Origin of the sequence: Acidocella aquatica (assembly GCF_030160635.1) — a bacterium.
Classification (GTDB): Bacteria; Pseudomonadota; Alphaproteobacteria; order Acetobacterales; family Acetobacteraceae; genus Acidocella; species Acidocella aquatica.
This window is the reverse complement of the sequence record NZ_BSOS01000090.1, coordinates 75354-90050: the sequence shown is the minus strand read 5'-3', so window position 1 is coordinate 90050 and position 14697 is coordinate 75354. Positions and strand designations below refer to the sequence as shown.

15 protein-coding genes are annotated in these 14697 nt (G+C 63.6%); 7 read left to right on the top strand and 8 right to left on the bottom strand.

All coding sequences use genetic code 11. The features are described 5' to 3' along the window. The first annotated feature begins 161 nt into the window (after positions 1-161). Complete coding sequence (locus QQJ84_RS16240; protein ID WP_284259356.1) at positions 162-617, top strand: Hsp20 family protein; 456 nt, start codon at positions 162-164, stop codon at positions 615-617. 27 nt (positions 618-644) lie between these two features. Here QQJ84_RS16240 and QQJ84_RS16235 read toward each other — a convergent pair whose 3' ends face one another. The 4 genes from QQJ84_RS16235 to QQJ84_RS16220 form a co-directional block, all read right to left on the bottom strand. Then, complete coding sequence (locus tag QQJ84_RS16235; protein ID WP_284259355.1) at positions 645-2111, bottom strand: ArnT family glycosyltransferase; 1467 nt, start codon at positions 2109-2111, stop codon at positions 645-647. A 146-nt stretch (positions 2112-2257) separates the two neighbouring features. Beyond that, complete coding sequence (locus QQJ84_RS16230; protein ID WP_284259354.1) at positions 2258-2932, bottom strand: DUF1223 domain-containing protein; 675 nt, start codon at positions 2930-2932, stop codon at positions 2258-2260. Beyond that, complete coding sequence (locus QQJ84_RS16225; RefSeq protein WP_284259353.1) at positions 2929-3645, bottom strand: molybdopterin-dependent oxidoreductase; 717 nt, start codon at positions 3643-3645, stop codon at positions 2929-2931. Before QQJ84_RS16225 ends, QQJ84_RS16230 begins: the two co-directional genes overlap by 4 nt. Then, positions 3642-4253 carry a cytochrome b/b6 domain-containing protein gene (locus QQJ84_RS16220; RefSeq protein WP_284259352.1) on the bottom strand — a complete coding sequence of 204 codons (612 nt, stop codon included), beginning with the start codon at positions 4251-4253 and terminating at the stop codon, positions 3642-3644. Before QQJ84_RS16220 ends, QQJ84_RS16225 begins: the two co-directional genes overlap by 4 nt. A 160-nt stretch (positions 4254-4413) precedes the next feature. On the opposite strand from QQJ84_RS16220, the gene QQJ84_RS16215 reads away from it, so the two are divergent. The 3 genes from QQJ84_RS16215 to QQJ84_RS16205 all read left to right on the top strand — a co-directional run bounded on the left by QQJ84_RS16215 (position 4414) and on the right by QQJ84_RS16205 (position 6246). Continuing rightward, positions 4414-4668, top strand: coding sequence for a hypothetical protein (locus QQJ84_RS16215; protein ID WP_284259351.1), 255 nt, complete (start codon positions 4414-4416; stop codon positions 4666-4668). A 156-nt stretch (positions 4669-4824) separates the two neighbouring features. Then, positions 4825-5373, top strand: a complete 549-nt coding sequence (locus QQJ84_RS16210; protein ID WP_284259350.1) for a peroxiredoxin-like family protein — start codon at positions 4825-4827, stop codon at positions 5371-5373. A gap of 3 nt (positions 5374-5376) precedes the next feature. Further along, positions 5377-6246: a LysR family transcriptional regulator gene (locus tag QQJ84_RS16205; protein ID WP_284259349.1), complete on the top strand. Its 870-nt coding sequence runs from the start codon at positions 5377-5379 to the stop codon at positions 6244-6246. Here the strand turns inward: QQJ84_RS16205 and QQJ84_RS16200 are convergent. Together QQJ84_RS16200 and QQJ84_RS16195 are read right to left on the bottom strand one after the other, a co-directional pair. After that, positions 6231-7265, bottom strand: a complete 1035-nt coding sequence (locus tag QQJ84_RS16200; RefSeq protein WP_284259348.1) for an acyltransferase family protein — start codon at positions 7263-7265, stop codon at positions 6231-6233. The genes QQJ84_RS16205 and QQJ84_RS16200 overlap by 16 nt on opposite strands. Beyond that, positions 7262-9616: a transketolase gene (locus QQJ84_RS16195; protein WP_456304816.1), complete on the bottom strand. Its 2355-nt coding sequence runs from the start codon at positions 9614-9616 to the stop codon at positions 7262-7264. The genes QQJ84_RS16200 and QQJ84_RS16195 overlap by 4 nt, the downstream gene beginning before the upstream one ends. Before the next feature lie 420 nt (positions 9617-10036). Between QQJ84_RS16195 and QQJ84_RS16190 the strand changes: the two genes are divergently transcribed. Continuing rightward, the gene (locus QQJ84_RS16190) at positions 10037-11149 is read left to right on the top strand and encodes an aromatic ring-hydroxylating oxygenase subunit alpha (protein ID WP_284259346.1); all 1113 of its coding nucleotides are present in this window, start codon (positions 10037-10039) and stop codon (positions 11147-11149) included. Here the strand turns inward: QQJ84_RS16190 and QQJ84_RS16185 are convergent, their stop codons facing one another. Continuing rightward, complete coding sequence (locus tag QQJ84_RS16185) at positions 11150-12487, bottom strand: NAD(P)H-hydrate dehydratase (protein ID WP_284259345.1); 1338 nt, start codon at positions 12485-12487, stop codon at positions 11150-11152. A gap of 62 nt (positions 12488-12549) precedes the next feature. On the opposite strand from QQJ84_RS16185, the gene parA reads away from it, so the two are divergent. Then, positions 12550-13182, top strand: coding sequence for a ParA family partition ATPase (gene parA / locus QQJ84_RS16180; protein ID WP_284259344.1), 633 nt, complete (start codon positions 12550-12552; stop codon positions 13180-13182). Between the two features lie 256 nt (positions 13183-13438). Here the strand turns inward: parA and QQJ84_RS16175 are convergent, their stop codons facing one another. Beyond that, positions 13439-13729 carry a YciI family protein gene (locus tag QQJ84_RS16175; protein ID WP_284259343.1) on the bottom strand — a complete coding sequence of 97 codons (291 nt, stop codon included), beginning with the start codon at positions 13727-13729 and terminating at the stop codon, positions 13439-13441. 122 nt (positions 13730-13851) lie between these two features. Between QQJ84_RS16175 and QQJ84_RS16170 the strand changes: the two genes are divergently transcribed. Then, positions 13852-14697: a fumarylacetoacetate hydrolase family protein gene (locus QQJ84_RS16170; protein WP_284259342.1), complete on the top strand. Its 846-nt coding sequence runs from the start codon at positions 13852-13854 to the stop codon at positions 14695-14697.

Sequence of the window (14697 nt, the reverse complement as noted above, 5' to 3'; positions counted from 1 at the left end):
GGCGCCATCGCGCTCGAAGAAAAAATCTTGAAGCGCGTAAAAAATTTCCTATAATACAAATCGCCTGAATGCCTCACCGAGGGTTCGGGCGTTCGCCTGGCCGGCTTGCCAGATGGGAGCCGGATATATCTTTAACCTTGCTTGTTTCAGGAGGTTTCCTCATGACTTATGATTTCACGCCCTTATTCCGCACCGCGATCGGCTTTGACCGTCTGGCGCGTCTGGCGGACACCATCCCGCAGGATGCCGCGAGCTATCCCCCTTACAACATCGAGAAAACCGGCGACGAATCCTACCGCCTTACCCTCGCGGTGGCGGGTTTTTCGGCCGAGGATATCGAACTTACGGTGAAGGATAACGCTCTCATCGTCGCCGGCCGCGTGGCCGAAACCGCGGCGAAAGGCGAGTTCCTGCATCGTGGCATCGCGGCGCGGGCGTTTACCCGGCGTTTTGTGCTGGCTGACCACATGGTTGTCGAAGGTGCTGATATCGCCAACGGACTTTTACATGTGTCAATCAAGCGCGTGGTGCCGGAATCGGCGAAGCCGCGCCGTATCGCGGTTGTCGATGCGACCAAGGCGGGCAGTGCCACGGTGGAGCTGCCACACGCGGCGTAATCAGCAAGGAGGGGGCGAAAGCCCCCTCTATTGTGGAGCCGAGAGCAGATCCGTGCCAGTAAAAGTCGGGATCGCCAACAGGAGCTGGCCGTGGTCCATCACGGTAAGCGTTGGCCCTGGCTGCAAAGTCTTAAAATAAGGCGCGTAGAGCGCGCCGATTTTGGCCGCATTGCCGGGCATGGCGATAAGCAGAATGTTTTTACCCAGTAACGAGGACGGCGGCGCGGCATTGCCAAATTCGTGCGGCTCCGGCCCGAAGACCGTGACAACGGTTGCGGTGCCGCGCAGGGCGTAGCCGATTTTCCCCGCGTCGTACCAGCGCAATGCCGCCACCGCATCGATGCCGGGGGGAATTTCGGGGGCGAGCGAATCCCAGTTCACCACCTGCAGCAAGGGCGATTTTCCAGGTTTGGCGGGTATCGCTGAATTGGGGATAATGCCGTAGGTCACCTCGGCCGCGATCAACAGAGCGGCGCTGGTCAGCAATAAAGCCGAGAACACAGCAACCGCGTTGCGCCAGCGCGGGTGCCAGCCCGCGGCCCAATGGCCGAGCATCGGCAACAGCAGCAGATACCCCGGCGTTGCCCAATGGTAGAGAATACGGGTGGATGACCAGATACCGACCAGCGAGAACAGCACCACAGGCAAAATCGCCAGGCAGCTCAGCATCCAGCCGCGCCGCTCCCGCGGTCCGCGGCGCAGCGCGCCCAGCAGCAGGCCCATCATCGGCACCCATAGCCAGGGCAGCACGAACAGCGCCTCGCCGCCCCAGATGCTCAAAGGCGCCAGCGGATGCAGCCGCAGCCCTAGCGCCCGCCCGCTCTGGTAGCCGAAGGACTGCCAGCCGTGCCGCGCGTTCCAATAAAGCACCGGCGTGAACATCAACACCGCCAGAACCCCCGCACCCCAGGGGGCGAGGCGGCGCAACTGGGTGCGCGCCAGAGGGTCTGTGAGGAGCACGAACACCGCCCCCAGCAGCACCAGCGCGGCGCTGTATTTGCTCAACATCGCCAGCCCGGCGAAAAACCCCGCCGCCGCCCACCAGCGCGCTTCCGGCTCGGCCTCGCCATCGGCCACGCCAAGCGCGCGGCTCAGCGCATAGGCGGCGGCGAGCAGGGAGGCGTCGAGCGGGCCGTCGGGCAGGACCCAGCAGCCAAAGGCGAGCGAGAACACGGGTGAGATGTTATAGGCCACCACCGCCCAGAACCCCGCGCGCGCGCCATAAAGCCTGGTTGTGAGCAGATAAAGCAGCCAGGAAGAAACAGCCGAGAGGATGATGAACGGCAGGCGCACCACAATCGGGTCGGCACTGCCGAACACCCAGCGGCTGCCCAGCTCCAGCCACCAGGAGGCCAGGGGATGGTCGAAATACGAGGCGGCGAACTGGTGGCTGGCCGCCACCATGTAGCTCTCATCAATTCCCAGCCCGGTGTAGCGGGCGAATATCAGGCGCAGGGTCGTGGCCAGCAGCACGGTGATGAGGGCATTCTTCATGCCCGTTTGCATGGCGCGGTGTGGCGGGCTTGGCAAGCCGGTGGCAGAGCATGACCGCTTTAACTGCGATCATGCTCTGCCTCTTTTTCCGAGGGCGATCAATGTTTTCGGCTCGCTCATCCGAGCGACCCTCAAACGATCGCAACCTAGTTCGTGCCCGCCCCGAGGATCGCGCCGTTGTTGGCCTGCAGCAGCACCGCCATGTGCTGACCCGCGGGGCGGGACATGCTCATGGCCATCTGTTGTCCGCTCCACGGGCCGAGGCTGGTGATGCTGCGCACCACATTCACCTCGGTGACCACCGCGCCGCTGTTTTCACCGCCGCCGATATGCGTGATGTGTCTGGCATCGAAGCCGAGCAGCAGAATATTGCCGCTGCCGCTGCCCATGCCGATGACGAGGCGCACCATGGCGCCATCCTTCACGCTCACCGGCACATCCCCCGCCGGGGCGGCTTGCGCGGCGGCGATGGCGGCGGCGAGTTTGGTGGCGTCGGAGCCAACCAGCTGCACGGTGCCGTCCACGATGGCCTGCGGCGTGTATACGCTCTGGCTGTTGGCGAGGCCGGCGTACCAAGCCTGGCGGGCGGTGGCGGCTTTCAGGGAGTCCGGGTCTGACCATACCGGGCTGTTCCAGTAGGTGACGTTAAAGCTGAGCGGCAGCACGCCGGGGTTTTTCGCGTAGGTGGCGAGCAGTGCATCAGCGGGCGGGCAGGAGGCGCATGCCTGCGAGGTGAACAGCTCCACCACCACCGGGCGCGCCTGGGCGGCCGGGGCAAGGGCCAGGGAGGCCAGCAGCAGGGCGGCGCGCGCAGGCCTCAAGAGCCGCTGAACCAGTTGTAGCCCTGATCCTCCCAATAGCCGCCGGGGTAGATGTTGGTGACGGCCAGTTGCATGATGGATTTCGGGTTTTTAAAGCCGAGCTTGGTGGGGATGCGCAGGCGCACGGGCGCGCCAAAGGGCGGGGTAAGCGGCGCGCCCAGGAATTTCAACGCCAGTATGGTTTGCGGGTGCAGAGCGGAGGGCATGTCGATGCTCGAATAATATCCGTCCGCGCATTTGAAGGAAACATAGCGGCAGGTGGTGTCGGCGCCGATGCGGCGCAAGAAATCGCCCAGCGGCACCCCCTCCCATTCGCCGATCACGCGCCAGCCTTCGACGCAGGTGAGCCGGGTGATCTGCGAAGTCTGCGCCAGCGCGTTCAGCGCCGCCAGGGTCCAGGGGGATTTGTCCTGTATCTGGCCGCCAAGCTCGAGCTGATAGGTTGCCGGGTCCACCACCGGGACCTGGGAGATGTCGTAGAAGGCGTTGAAGCGCGGCGGGTTGGTGATCTGGTCCGCCCGGAAGGTCGGCGCCAGCGTGTGCGGGTCGAACAGCGCCTCCTGCACGCGGTCGTTCCAGGCGGACATGGCATGCAGGAATTTATCGGCAATGTCCGGGTGGGCCGGGTCTTCGTAGTCACAGCCGGGCAAGGTGCTCACGGCCCCCAGCGCCATGGCGCGAAAGAGCATGGAACGGCGGTTGACGTTTTTCATGGCTCGATCCTCCCGCCGGTGATCATCGGGGGTAGCACCTTGGGCACCATGGCGACCAGCAGCAGATGCACCACGAAAAAGCCCGCGATGGCCGTCATCGCGAAAAAATGAACATAGCGGGCGATGACATAGCCGCCGCACAGATCAGTAAAAAACCAGAGCTGCACCGGCTTCCATATCGCCAGGCCGGAGATGACGATAACCACGCCCGCGAACAGCACACCCAGATAGAGGAGTTTTTGCACGGCGTTATAAACGCCGGTTTCGTGCGGCAATTTGAAGCTGAGGGCGGCGGTGAAATCGCGCCACACCGCGCGCGGGCTGAGCGGAAAAAATTTCGCGAAATGCCCGCTGGCGGCACTCCAGATGAAATAGACCAGACCGTTGACGGCCAGCAGCCACATGAACGCCAGATGCCACGCAATGGCGGCGCCCAGCCATTGGCCGATGGTGATGAGCGGCGGGAAGGTGAAGGCGAACAGCGGCGAGGCGTCATAAATCTGCCAGCCGCTGCCGATCATCATCACAATGGCCAGCGCGTTCAGCCAATGGGTGAGCCGCAGCGGCCAGGGATGGATAACCCGGCGTTTTGGTTTTTTCTCAGCCATGACACTTCCCCTTGTTTCATCTCCGGCACAGGCTGCACCCGGGGCGGGGTTGCGTCCAGGCATGGAATTGATGCCCAAAGAGCATTGGCCCGTGTTGCCCATGGCGGGGCATACAGCTCTCGCCGGAGCTTGTCCGGCCATATAATCAGGAGATTTTCCCATGAAGTCACGCATTTTTTCCGCGGCAGTCTGCGCCTTGCTGCTCAGCTCGGGCGCCGCGCTGGCGCAGAGCACCAGCTCCATGAGCAGCAACGCCATGGGCGGCAATACGATGACGCCCGGCAGCATGAGCAGCAGCATGTCGCATGACACCATGGCGCCGGCGGCGAAAAAGACCGATGCGATGAAGCCGGACGCGATGAAGGCGAAGCCGATGGCGCCGGGCGGCATGTCCAGCAATGGCATGCAGCAATAATCCATTGTCATCGCGCCGGCACGGCGCGATAACGTTGTCAAAGGCGGGAGGGAGGGTCTGAACATCGAAACGCTGACATCCCGCCTCGATGCGCTGCTTGCCAGCCGCCGCCAGAGCGCGGAATGGGACGCAGCGTATCAGGAAATCCTGGCCAGGTTGAACCGGGAGGGGTTTCTCTCCGGCATTGCGCAAACCGGCGCGATGTTTCCGGATTTTGTGCTGCCCAGCGCTGAAGGCAGGCTGGTGGCGCTGGCGGAACAGTTGGCGCGGGGGCCGGTGGTGCTCTCGTTTTTTCGTGGTGAGTGGTGCCCGTTCTGTAAACTCACGCTCGACGCGCTGACGGAGGCGCTGCCACGTATCGAGGCGGCCGGGGCAAGCCTGCTGGCGCTGACACCCGAGACCGGCGGGCTGCCGCTGAGCATGAAAACCCGCCATGGCGCGGTGTTCGAGGTGCTGGCGGATGTGGATTTCGGGGTAGGTCTTTCCGCCGGCGTGGTTTTCAAGATTCCAAAACTCTACCGTGCGCGGCTCGATGCCGCGGGGTTAAACTTTCCGCAGCGCCACGGCAACGCCGCCTGGTGTCTGCCGGTGCCGGCCACCTTCATCATCGCGCCGGATGGTTGCATCGCCTGGCGGTTTGTCGATGTTGATTTCACCCACCGCGCGGAGCCGGATGATATATTGGCCGCGCTGAGGCGGATGTAGCGGATGGAACTCGCACAGGTCCGCTATTTCATCACTTTGTGCCGCGCGCTTAATTTTTCGCGCGCGGCGGAACAATGCAATGTCACCCAACCGGCGTTCTCGCGCGCCATTCAGCGGCTGGAGGACGAACTCGGCGGCGCGCTTTTGTTCCGTGAACGTAATTTAACCCAGCTCACCGAGCTGGGCCGCGTCATGCGCCCGCATCTGGAAACGATGCTGGAAGCGGCCGATGCCGCGACCGCGCTGGCGCAAGCAAAACGCGGGAGTTTTCAGGCAAGCCTGAAAATTGGCCTTGGCCCCGGCGTGGGCGCGGCCAGCATTGTTGGCGCGGTGCGCGAGGTCACGAAAATGCTGCCGGGCTGCGCGCTGCATTTTGATGAATCCAGCCCTGCGGCGCTGATTGACGCCATGTTGACCGACCGGCTGGACTGCGCGCTGCTGCCCGATGATTGTGATCTGCCCGAGCGGTTGAACCGCTGGCCGCTGTATACCGAAACCGCCGTCGCCGTTCTGCCGGTGGACCACCCGTTGGCGGCACGCAATGCGCTGTGTGGACAGGATGTGCTGGAGGAGACCATTCTGGTCGGTGACGCTTGTGGCGGCTTCGCGCAAAGTCTTGCGCGGATCAGCGGATTTTCGCTGCGCCTGCAACGCTGCAACGGTGCTGTGGGGCAACTGCTGGACCTTGTGGGCGCGGGTCTCGGCATCGCGTTGCTCTCCGGCCGGCTGGGCATTGCGCCGCCGCTGGTGGCGCGGCGTTTCACGGATCCGGAACTCTCGCGGCGAATTTTGCTTACCGCGGTCGCAGGGCGCCCGCTCAACCCGGCGGCGGCGAGTTTCGTGAAACTCTGCCGCGCTCAGGCGTTTTTATAACCCCGGCGCAGCATACGTTGCAGCGGCCGGTCCACGTTGAACGCCAGCCAGATCGCCACGGCGTAGATCAACACCAGCAACACGCCTTCCACCAGAATATTCGCACGCAGATGCGCGGGCAACAGCGTATCCACCGCCAGCAGCAGCGGCGAATGTGAAATATACAGCGGATAAGAGATGGCACCCGCCCAGGCCGCCCATTTGCCCAGATGGAAGACGCCGCAGCGCTCCAGCATGGCGAGGCCGAACATCACCCCGGCATAGCCCAGCGATAATACAGCGAGATCAATCGGCCCCGGATACACATATCCCCATTGCGTGACCCTGAGCTTCATGAACATCAGCGCGCCGCCGGTGAGCAGCCCGGCCAGCGCCAATATGATGCTGGGGCGCGACTTTATCAGCAGCCAGCCGCCAAGCAGCCCGGCGAAGAAATAGAGTTCAAAAACCGAAATGAAATGGTTGTTGAGCCCGACCGCGCGCAGGAACATGATGTTGTAGCGGTGGATATGGAAAAACCGGAACACATGGATCGGCACCAGCAGCCACAGCACGCTGAGCACCCAACCGGCAAGAATAACCCGGCCCACATGTGGCAGCAGGCACAGGCCGAACATGATATAAAACGCGACCTCGAAACGCAGCGTCCACGCCGGGGGGATCAGGTCGTTCACCACGCGCGGCGTCAGCGAAAACAGCGCCCAGTTGGTGCCAGCCGGGGCCAGGCCGTGGTAATAGTAGAACATCACCGGCAGCAGCATCAGCCAGTAGAGCGGGTAGATCCGGCAGATCCGCCGCCACCAGAATTTGAGCGGCCCGCGCCAGCGGCCAAAATCGCCGTGATGCGCGGTGATCATCACGAAGCCGCTGAGCACGAAGAAATATTGCACGCCGAGCGGGCCGGGGGCGGCATCCAGGCTGACCAGATGCGAGACCATGACCAGGCTGGCGGCAATCAACCGGCCAAGCTCCAGCGAGCCCAGCCGGTGCGCCGGCGCGCTCGATACGGATTTTTTCAAGTCCCGAGCAGGCCTTCCGCGCAGGCGTCCAGAATTGCCGCCGCGTCGATCTCGTATTCGCGGTAGAGATCGGTGATGTCGCCTGACTGGCCAAAACGGTCCGGCCCCAGCGCCATGATCCGGTTGCCGCGCACGCCGCCGAGCCAGGCATGGGCCGCCGGATGGCCGTCCAGCACGCTCACCAGCGCGGCGCCGGGCGCGAGCGGGGCCAGCAGGTCTTCGATGTGCGAACTGGCATGAACCCCCTGGCGGCGCTGGCGCTGGGCCTCGCGCCATCCGGCATACAGCCGGTCGGGGCTGGTGATGGCGAGCAGCCCGGCCTCGGGCACATCCTCGCGCAGCACGGCGAAGGCTTTTTCCGCCTCGCCCGCCACGGCGCCCTGGGTGGCGATGGCGATGCCCGCACCGGGTGCGGGCGGCACCACCCAATGCCCGCCTGCGATAACATGCGCGGCGTTCAGCTTGCGCTCGGGCTGCGTGAGCACCTGGGTGGAGAGCCGCAGCCACACGGCCGAGCCGTCGGGCTTTTGCATGTGCTCAAAGGCATGGCGCAGCAAAATCGCCAGCTCGTCGCAATAGGCGGGCTCGAAGCTCGCCAGCCGGTCCTGCACGATCGCCAGCAGTGGCGTGTTGGTGGCCTGGTGCTGCCCGCCCTCGGGCGCCAGGGTTATGCCGCTGGGGGTGGAGATGAGCAGAAACCGCGCATCCTGGTAGCAGGCATAGAACAACGCATCATGGCCGCGATTCACGAACGGGTCATACACCGTGCCGACGGGGAGCAGCCGCGCGCCGTTGAGATCGTGCGACAACCCGGCCGCGCCGAGCAGCAGGAAGAGGTTCTGCTCGGCGATGCCAAGCTCGATATGCTGCCCCTGCGGATTGGTGCCCCAGCGTTGCGCGCTGGCCAGCTTGCCGTCGCGGAACACATCCTCGCGGGTATGCCGGTCAAACACGCCGCGCCGGTTGATCCAGGGGCCGAGGTTGGTGGAAACCGCGACATCCGGGCTCATGGTGACGATATGGCGCGACATCTCGGCCGATTCGCCCTGCGCGCGGCCGATCTCGGAGAGGATTTCGCCAAACCCGGCCTGCGTGCTCATGCGCCGGCCAATAATGCGCGGCTGCGGCAGCATGGCGGGCACCGGCACGGTGGCGGCGGGCAGGCGGCGGCCGTTTGGGGTCAGCGGCGTGGCATAGGGCACGCTGTTGATAAAATTCTCCACCGCCCGGGGCTCGGCCAACCCCTCAAAACGGTCCCATTCATGGCCGGGGCGGATGTGCATGGCGGCGCGGAACGCGTCCATCTGCTCCACCGTCATCATGCCGGCGTGGTTGTCCTTATGCCCGGCAAAGGGCAGGCCCATGCCCTTAATGGTATAGGCGAGGAAGACGGTCGGCTGGCTGGACTGGGCAGCGGCGCGGAAGGCCTGGGTCAGGCTGCCCAGGTCGTGCCCGGCGAGGTTGGTCATCAGCGCGCCGAGTTCGGCGTCGTTCAACGGGTCGATAATGCCGCGCACGCCGCGGTTTTTGGCCAGATCCGCGAGGATCGCCTCCCGCCATGCCGCGCCGCCCTGAAAGGTGAGCGCCGAATAGGTCGAGTTCGGGCACGCATCCACCCAGTTGCGCAGCGCGCCACCGCCTGGCCGCGCGAACGCCGCCTCCAGCCGCTTGCCATATTTCAACATCACCACGCGCCAGCCCATGTCGCGGAACAACCCCTCGAACCGGCCGAACAGCCGGTCGGGCATCACAGAGTCGAGGCTTTGGCGGTTGTAGTCCACCACCCACCACACATCGCGGACATCGTGCTTCCAGCCTTCCAACAGGGCCTCGTAGATATTGCCCTCGTCCAGCTCCGCATCGCCCGCGATGGCGATTTGCCGCCCGCGCGGGGTGGCGGGGTCCACCATCGCGTGCGCGCGCACATAATCCTGCATCAACGAGGTGAAGCTGGTCATCGCCACGCCGAGGCCGACCGAGCCGGTGGAAAAATCGATCTCCGGGCCGTCCTTGGTGCGCGATGGATACGCCTGGGCGCCGCCAAACTGGCGCAGCCCCGCCATCTGTTCCACGCTCTGGCGGCCAAAAAGGTAGTTGACGGCATGCAGCACCGGCCCGGCATGCGGCTTCACGGCCACGCGGTCCTGCGGGCGCAGGCTGTCAAAATACAGCGCCGCCATGATGGAGGTGACCGAGGCGCAGGAGGCCTGATGCCCGCCGACCTTCAGGCCATCGCGATTCGGCCGCAAATGGTTGGCATTATGGATCATCCACGAGGACAGCCAGAGCAGCTTCTGCTCAACGGCTGCCAGCGTTTCCAATCCATCGAGTTCCGGTTCTATCGGCCGCATTTCATTCATAGGGCGGAGTCTAGAACAAACCTGGGGCCATGGGAATCACTTGTAATCACGCCCTGGATGTAACCGGCCGTAAAAAATTGCTGCATTGCAGCGGGGAGATTGGCGCGGTGTGATAATCCCCGCTTGCATCATCGCCTGGCCCCTTTGGCGGGGCGCTCGCCAGGGGGGTATAAAAAATTCACTTATGAAACGAAAATTGCGTCTGTAGTGCTGAGGCGCCGGCGCGGCGGCATCATCGGCTGCAAAACGGATGAATGTTGCATGACGAATAAATAATCCGGGTTCAGGGTAAAATTTTCTAACCGGCTGTCAAAATGCCGCGAATGTCATGGTCTTTCGGCACGGCTTATGCTCTGCTGGCACCGCCGTGCGGAAAGCTACATGGCGGTCAAACGCAGGGGAATATTCCAAATGGATTCGATCACGTTCAACACCGACGACACAGCCGCCGTTCCGCCGCCCGGAACCGTGGCGAATATCGATGCCCGGCGTGTAAAGATTCATCCCGATCATTGGTATCCGGTTGCGTGGTCGCGCGAGTTGAAGGCAGGGAAAACGCTGGCCGTGCGTTTCGCGGGGGACCCGGTGGTGTTGGTCCGCCCCAAGGAGGGCGCGGTGTTCGCGCTGGAAAATCGTTGCGCGCATCGGCAGGTGCCGCTCGATGCCGGCGTGGTTTCGGGTTGCGCCATCCGTTGCAGTTACCATGGCTGGACCTATGATGCCGCTGGCAACTGCATTGACGTGCCGTATCTCGGCAAAGGCAAATTGCCGAACGGCGTTAAGGCCTATCCCTGCCGCGAGGAAGCTGGATTGATTTTCATTTTTCCGGGCGACGCTGAAAAATCCGACAACTTTCCAAATCTCGCAGCCGCCGCCAACCCCGATTACAAAGTCCGCCGCTTTGGCCGGATGGTCGCGTGTCACTACTCCTTCATGCATGAAAACCTGATGGACATGAACCACCAGTTTTTGCATCGCAAACAGATGGGCCAGATACGGCCGCGCTATCTCGGCCGCAAACTGGGTGAGGATTGGCTGGAGGTGCAATACACATTTGCCCGCACGGCCGGTAAGCAGCCTTTGGGCGAGGCGGCGGTGTTTGGCGGGCGGCGCACGGCGGATGTGAATGACCGCGATGTGATGACCATCCGCACCGAATATCCATACCAGACCCTGCGCATCGTCGCGGCGGGCGGCGGGGAGCCGGTGATGGATTTGTGGATTTCCTATGTGCCGCAGGACAAAGCGCAGAAGACGATCCGCACCTTTGGTCTCCTCTCCATCCATAAGCCGGGCGGCATGCTCGGCCGCGCGGCGCTGAGCATCGGCTGGCCGTTTCTGGTTATGTTCACCGAGCGGATTTTTAAGGAGGACCGTTGGATCGTGGAGGCCGAACAAGCCGCGCATGACGCGCAGGACGGCAACTGGAACCAGGAGGTGTTTCCCGTGATCCGCGAACTGACGGCATTGCTGGCAAGCTGCGGGCTGCCGCTGGAGGGGGCGGTTGAGCCGATGGTTTTATAATCAATAATCGGCCGGATTGAACGGGGGACGCAAGCGCGCCATCAACGGCCCCAATACGGCGGGGATATCCTCCGCGAGCAACCCCGGCCCCACTTTCAGGGCCGCCGCGCCGTGCAGCCATACGGCGGCGCAGGCGGCCTCGAATGCGGGCATCTCCTGTGCCAGCAGGGCCGCGATGATCCCGGCCAGAACATCGCCGGTGCCGCCGCTGGCCAGATAAGGCGGCGCGTTGGCGTTGATCGCGGCGCGGCCGTCGGGCGCGGCGATGATAGTGTCAGCGCCTTTCAACACAGCCACCGCGCCCGTGGCTCGCGCGGCGGCGCGCGCGGCGCTCAGCCGGTCATGCCGCAGCGACCCGAATACGCGGCTGAACTCGCCCTCATGCGGGGTGATGACTGCGGCCCCGCGCAGTTTTTCCGGCGCGCCGGCGCAGGCGGTCAGCGCATCGGCATCGGCGACGATGATCCGGCCCGCGGCGATGAGCCGGGCCAGCTTGTGCCCGGCCAATGGCCCAAGCCCCGGCCCGCAGACCCATATCTTGCGCCGTGCATCCTGGAGCAGCACCTCAAGCGGCTCAGCCCGCACGATCAACCCGGCCTCGGGCGGCAAAAACGGCGCATCGGCGGCCAACGTGACCATTCCGGCGCCCGCGCGCCGCGCGCCCGCGCAGGCCAGCCGCGCGGCGCCCGGCATGTTGCCACAGAGCACGCTCACATCTCCGGCGCTATATTTGTGTCCGGTGGGCGCGCGTGCGGGCAAATGCCACAGCGCCGGGCCGTTCACCCAGGTTTGCGGGTTGATTTGCGCCAGCACCGAACCGGGCAAGCCGATGTCGCGGAGCACCAGCTCGCCGCACAGGCCCCGGCCGGGGTAGAGATAATGCCCGGGTTTGGCGCGGAAAAATGTCACAGTGAGTTCGGCCTGCGGCGCATAGCCGCGCACCGCGCCGGTGGCGCCGTCCAGGCCGGAGGGAACGTCGATCGCCACCAGCCGCTTTGCCGCGCGCAGCAGCGCCGCCACCTCCGGGGAGACATCGCGCGCCAGCCCAGCGCCGAAAATCGCGTCGATCACCAGCCCCGCGCGGGCCACCTCGGCCACGCTGGCCTTGTTCCAGGCGCGCACGGTTACCGCCCATCCGGCCTGGCGCAGATAATCCGCCGCGACATGGCCATCGCCGCCATTATTGCCGGGGCCGGCCAGCACCAGGGTAGAGCAGGGGGCGTATCGCTGCATTATGGCGCGCGCCACCGCGCGGCCCGCGGCATCCATCAGCGCCTGCGCGTTCCCAGCCAGGGCGTCGGCCCGCCCCATCTCGGCCGGTGTCAGCAGCTCGTTCATAAATATCCTTGGCCTTTCGCAAGAAACTGCGGTTAATTCATGTTCATGAAGGAGACTTATATATGGGCAAAGTAATTGCGGTTGCACAGCAAAAAGGGGGTGCGGGCAAGACCATGCTGGCAGCACAACTGGCCGTGGCCCTGGCGGAAACCGCAAGCGTGGCCGTGTTGGATATTGACCCGCAGGGCAGTCTGACCATCTGGGGCAAGCTGCGCGCCAACGCGCCCAAGGCGGCGCAGGCCCTCACGCTGGCCACGATTTCGGGCTGGCGCCTGGCAAATGAGGTGGAAAAACTAAAAGCCTCGCATGATTTCGTGCTCATCGACACGCCGCCGGTCATCGACTCGGACGCGCGGCGCGCCATCCGTGGGGCCGATCTGGTGCTGATACCGCTAAATCCGGCCCCGCCAGATCTTTGGGCGGCTGAGGGCACGTTGAAACTGGCGGCTGAGGAGAAACGCAAAACCGCGCTGATATTCAACCGGGCTCCCGCGGCCTCGCGGCTGCGCAAGCGGCTGGAGGCGGAGATCGCGGCGCGGGGATTGATCCTGCTGGATAGTGCACTGGCGAATCGGGCTGGCTACGCAAATGCCTTCGCCGATGGGTTGGGCGTGACCGAGGCAGGCCCCTCCACCCAGGCGGCGGCCGAGATTCGCGCCGCTGTTTTGGCCCTTAAAGCGGCGATTGGTTCATAAAATATGAAAAAAACTTCATAGCCACCCCTTCTCCAGGCAAGAAGCCGCATGAAAGGGCTTGCATGGTTGCCTTTTTTCCGCCACATACCTGCTCGTGACGCGAAGGGCAAAAAACCCGGAAGTGTCAGCCGCCAAGTTTAGGGAGCTACGCAATTCGTACCGAAAAGGTACAGGCCGGTCGCAACAGACCGGCCTTTTTTATGCGCGAAATTAATTTGACCCATGAATTATGTTGCACTGCAATATAGTGTAGCGGCTAACCCTTGCGGCGGTGGAACCGCGTGATGATCACCTCGCCCCACACACCCGCCAGCGTGAACGGGTCAGCGGCAACAAAAGCCTCAACCGCCGCGCGGTCCGCGGCCTCAATGAGAAAGAGCGATCCGATCATCGTCTCGCCGTCATCGCTTTGCAGGGGGCCGGATAATGCGATGGTAATGCCATAGTCTGCGTCTGTTTCCACAAAGGCGCGATGCGCGGCATAATGTTCCAACCGGAGCGCGAGCGCGCCGGGCCGGTCGAGCGCATGGAGGGCAAATAACGGCATCGTATTTAACTCTCTCTCATTAAGAGGCTATAGTTAGAATCAATTTGCCTGTTTTACATTGCTTATCAACGCCACCCAGCTTTGAGTTTTGCGCTAAACCTGTGATTGTAAGGAATATCAGGATGAAGCTTCTCCGTTACGGCGATCCACACCAGGAAAAATGGGGCATTCTCGATGCGGGGGGGCATGTCCGCACGCTGGACGATGCGCTCGTCGGCGTGACCGGCGATCCGCTCAGCCCGGAATGGCTGGCGCAGCTGGAGGCATTGGACCCGGCGAAGCTCTCGATTCTCAAAACCGGCCGCCGCATCGGCCCGGCGATTCCCCGGCCGCTGAATTTTGTCTGCATCGGCCTCAATTACGCCGACCATGCGGCCGAAACCGGGGCCAAAATCCCCAAGGAGCCGATTCTCTTCCTCAAATCCCTCTCCGCTTTTTCAGGACCCTATGATGACATCGTCATCCCGCCTGGTTCACAGAAGACCGACTGGGAGGTGGAGCTTGGCGTTGTCATCGGCACCAAGGCCGCGCATGTGGCCGAGGCGGACGCGATGGACCACGTCGCGGGCTATTGCACCGTGAACGATGTCTCCGAGCGCGCCTACCAGACCGAGCGCGGCGGCACCTGGGACAAAGGCAAAGGCTGCGACAGTTTTGGCCCCGTCGGCCCTTATCTCGTCACCAAGGATGAAGTGCCCGATCCGCAAAACCTGAAGCTCTGGGCCGAGGTGGATGGCGTGCGCATGCAGGATGGCAGCACCAGCAACATGATCTTTGGCGTGCGGTTTCTGGTCAGCTATGTCAGCCAGTTCATCACCCTGCACCCCGGCGACATCATCGCGACGGGCACCCCCGCCGGCGTGGGGCTGGGCAAAAAACCAGAGCCCATCTTCCTGCGCCCCGGTCAGCAGATGAAAATCGGCGTGCAAGGGCTGGGCGAGCAAAGTTATAAGACGATCGGAGGTTAA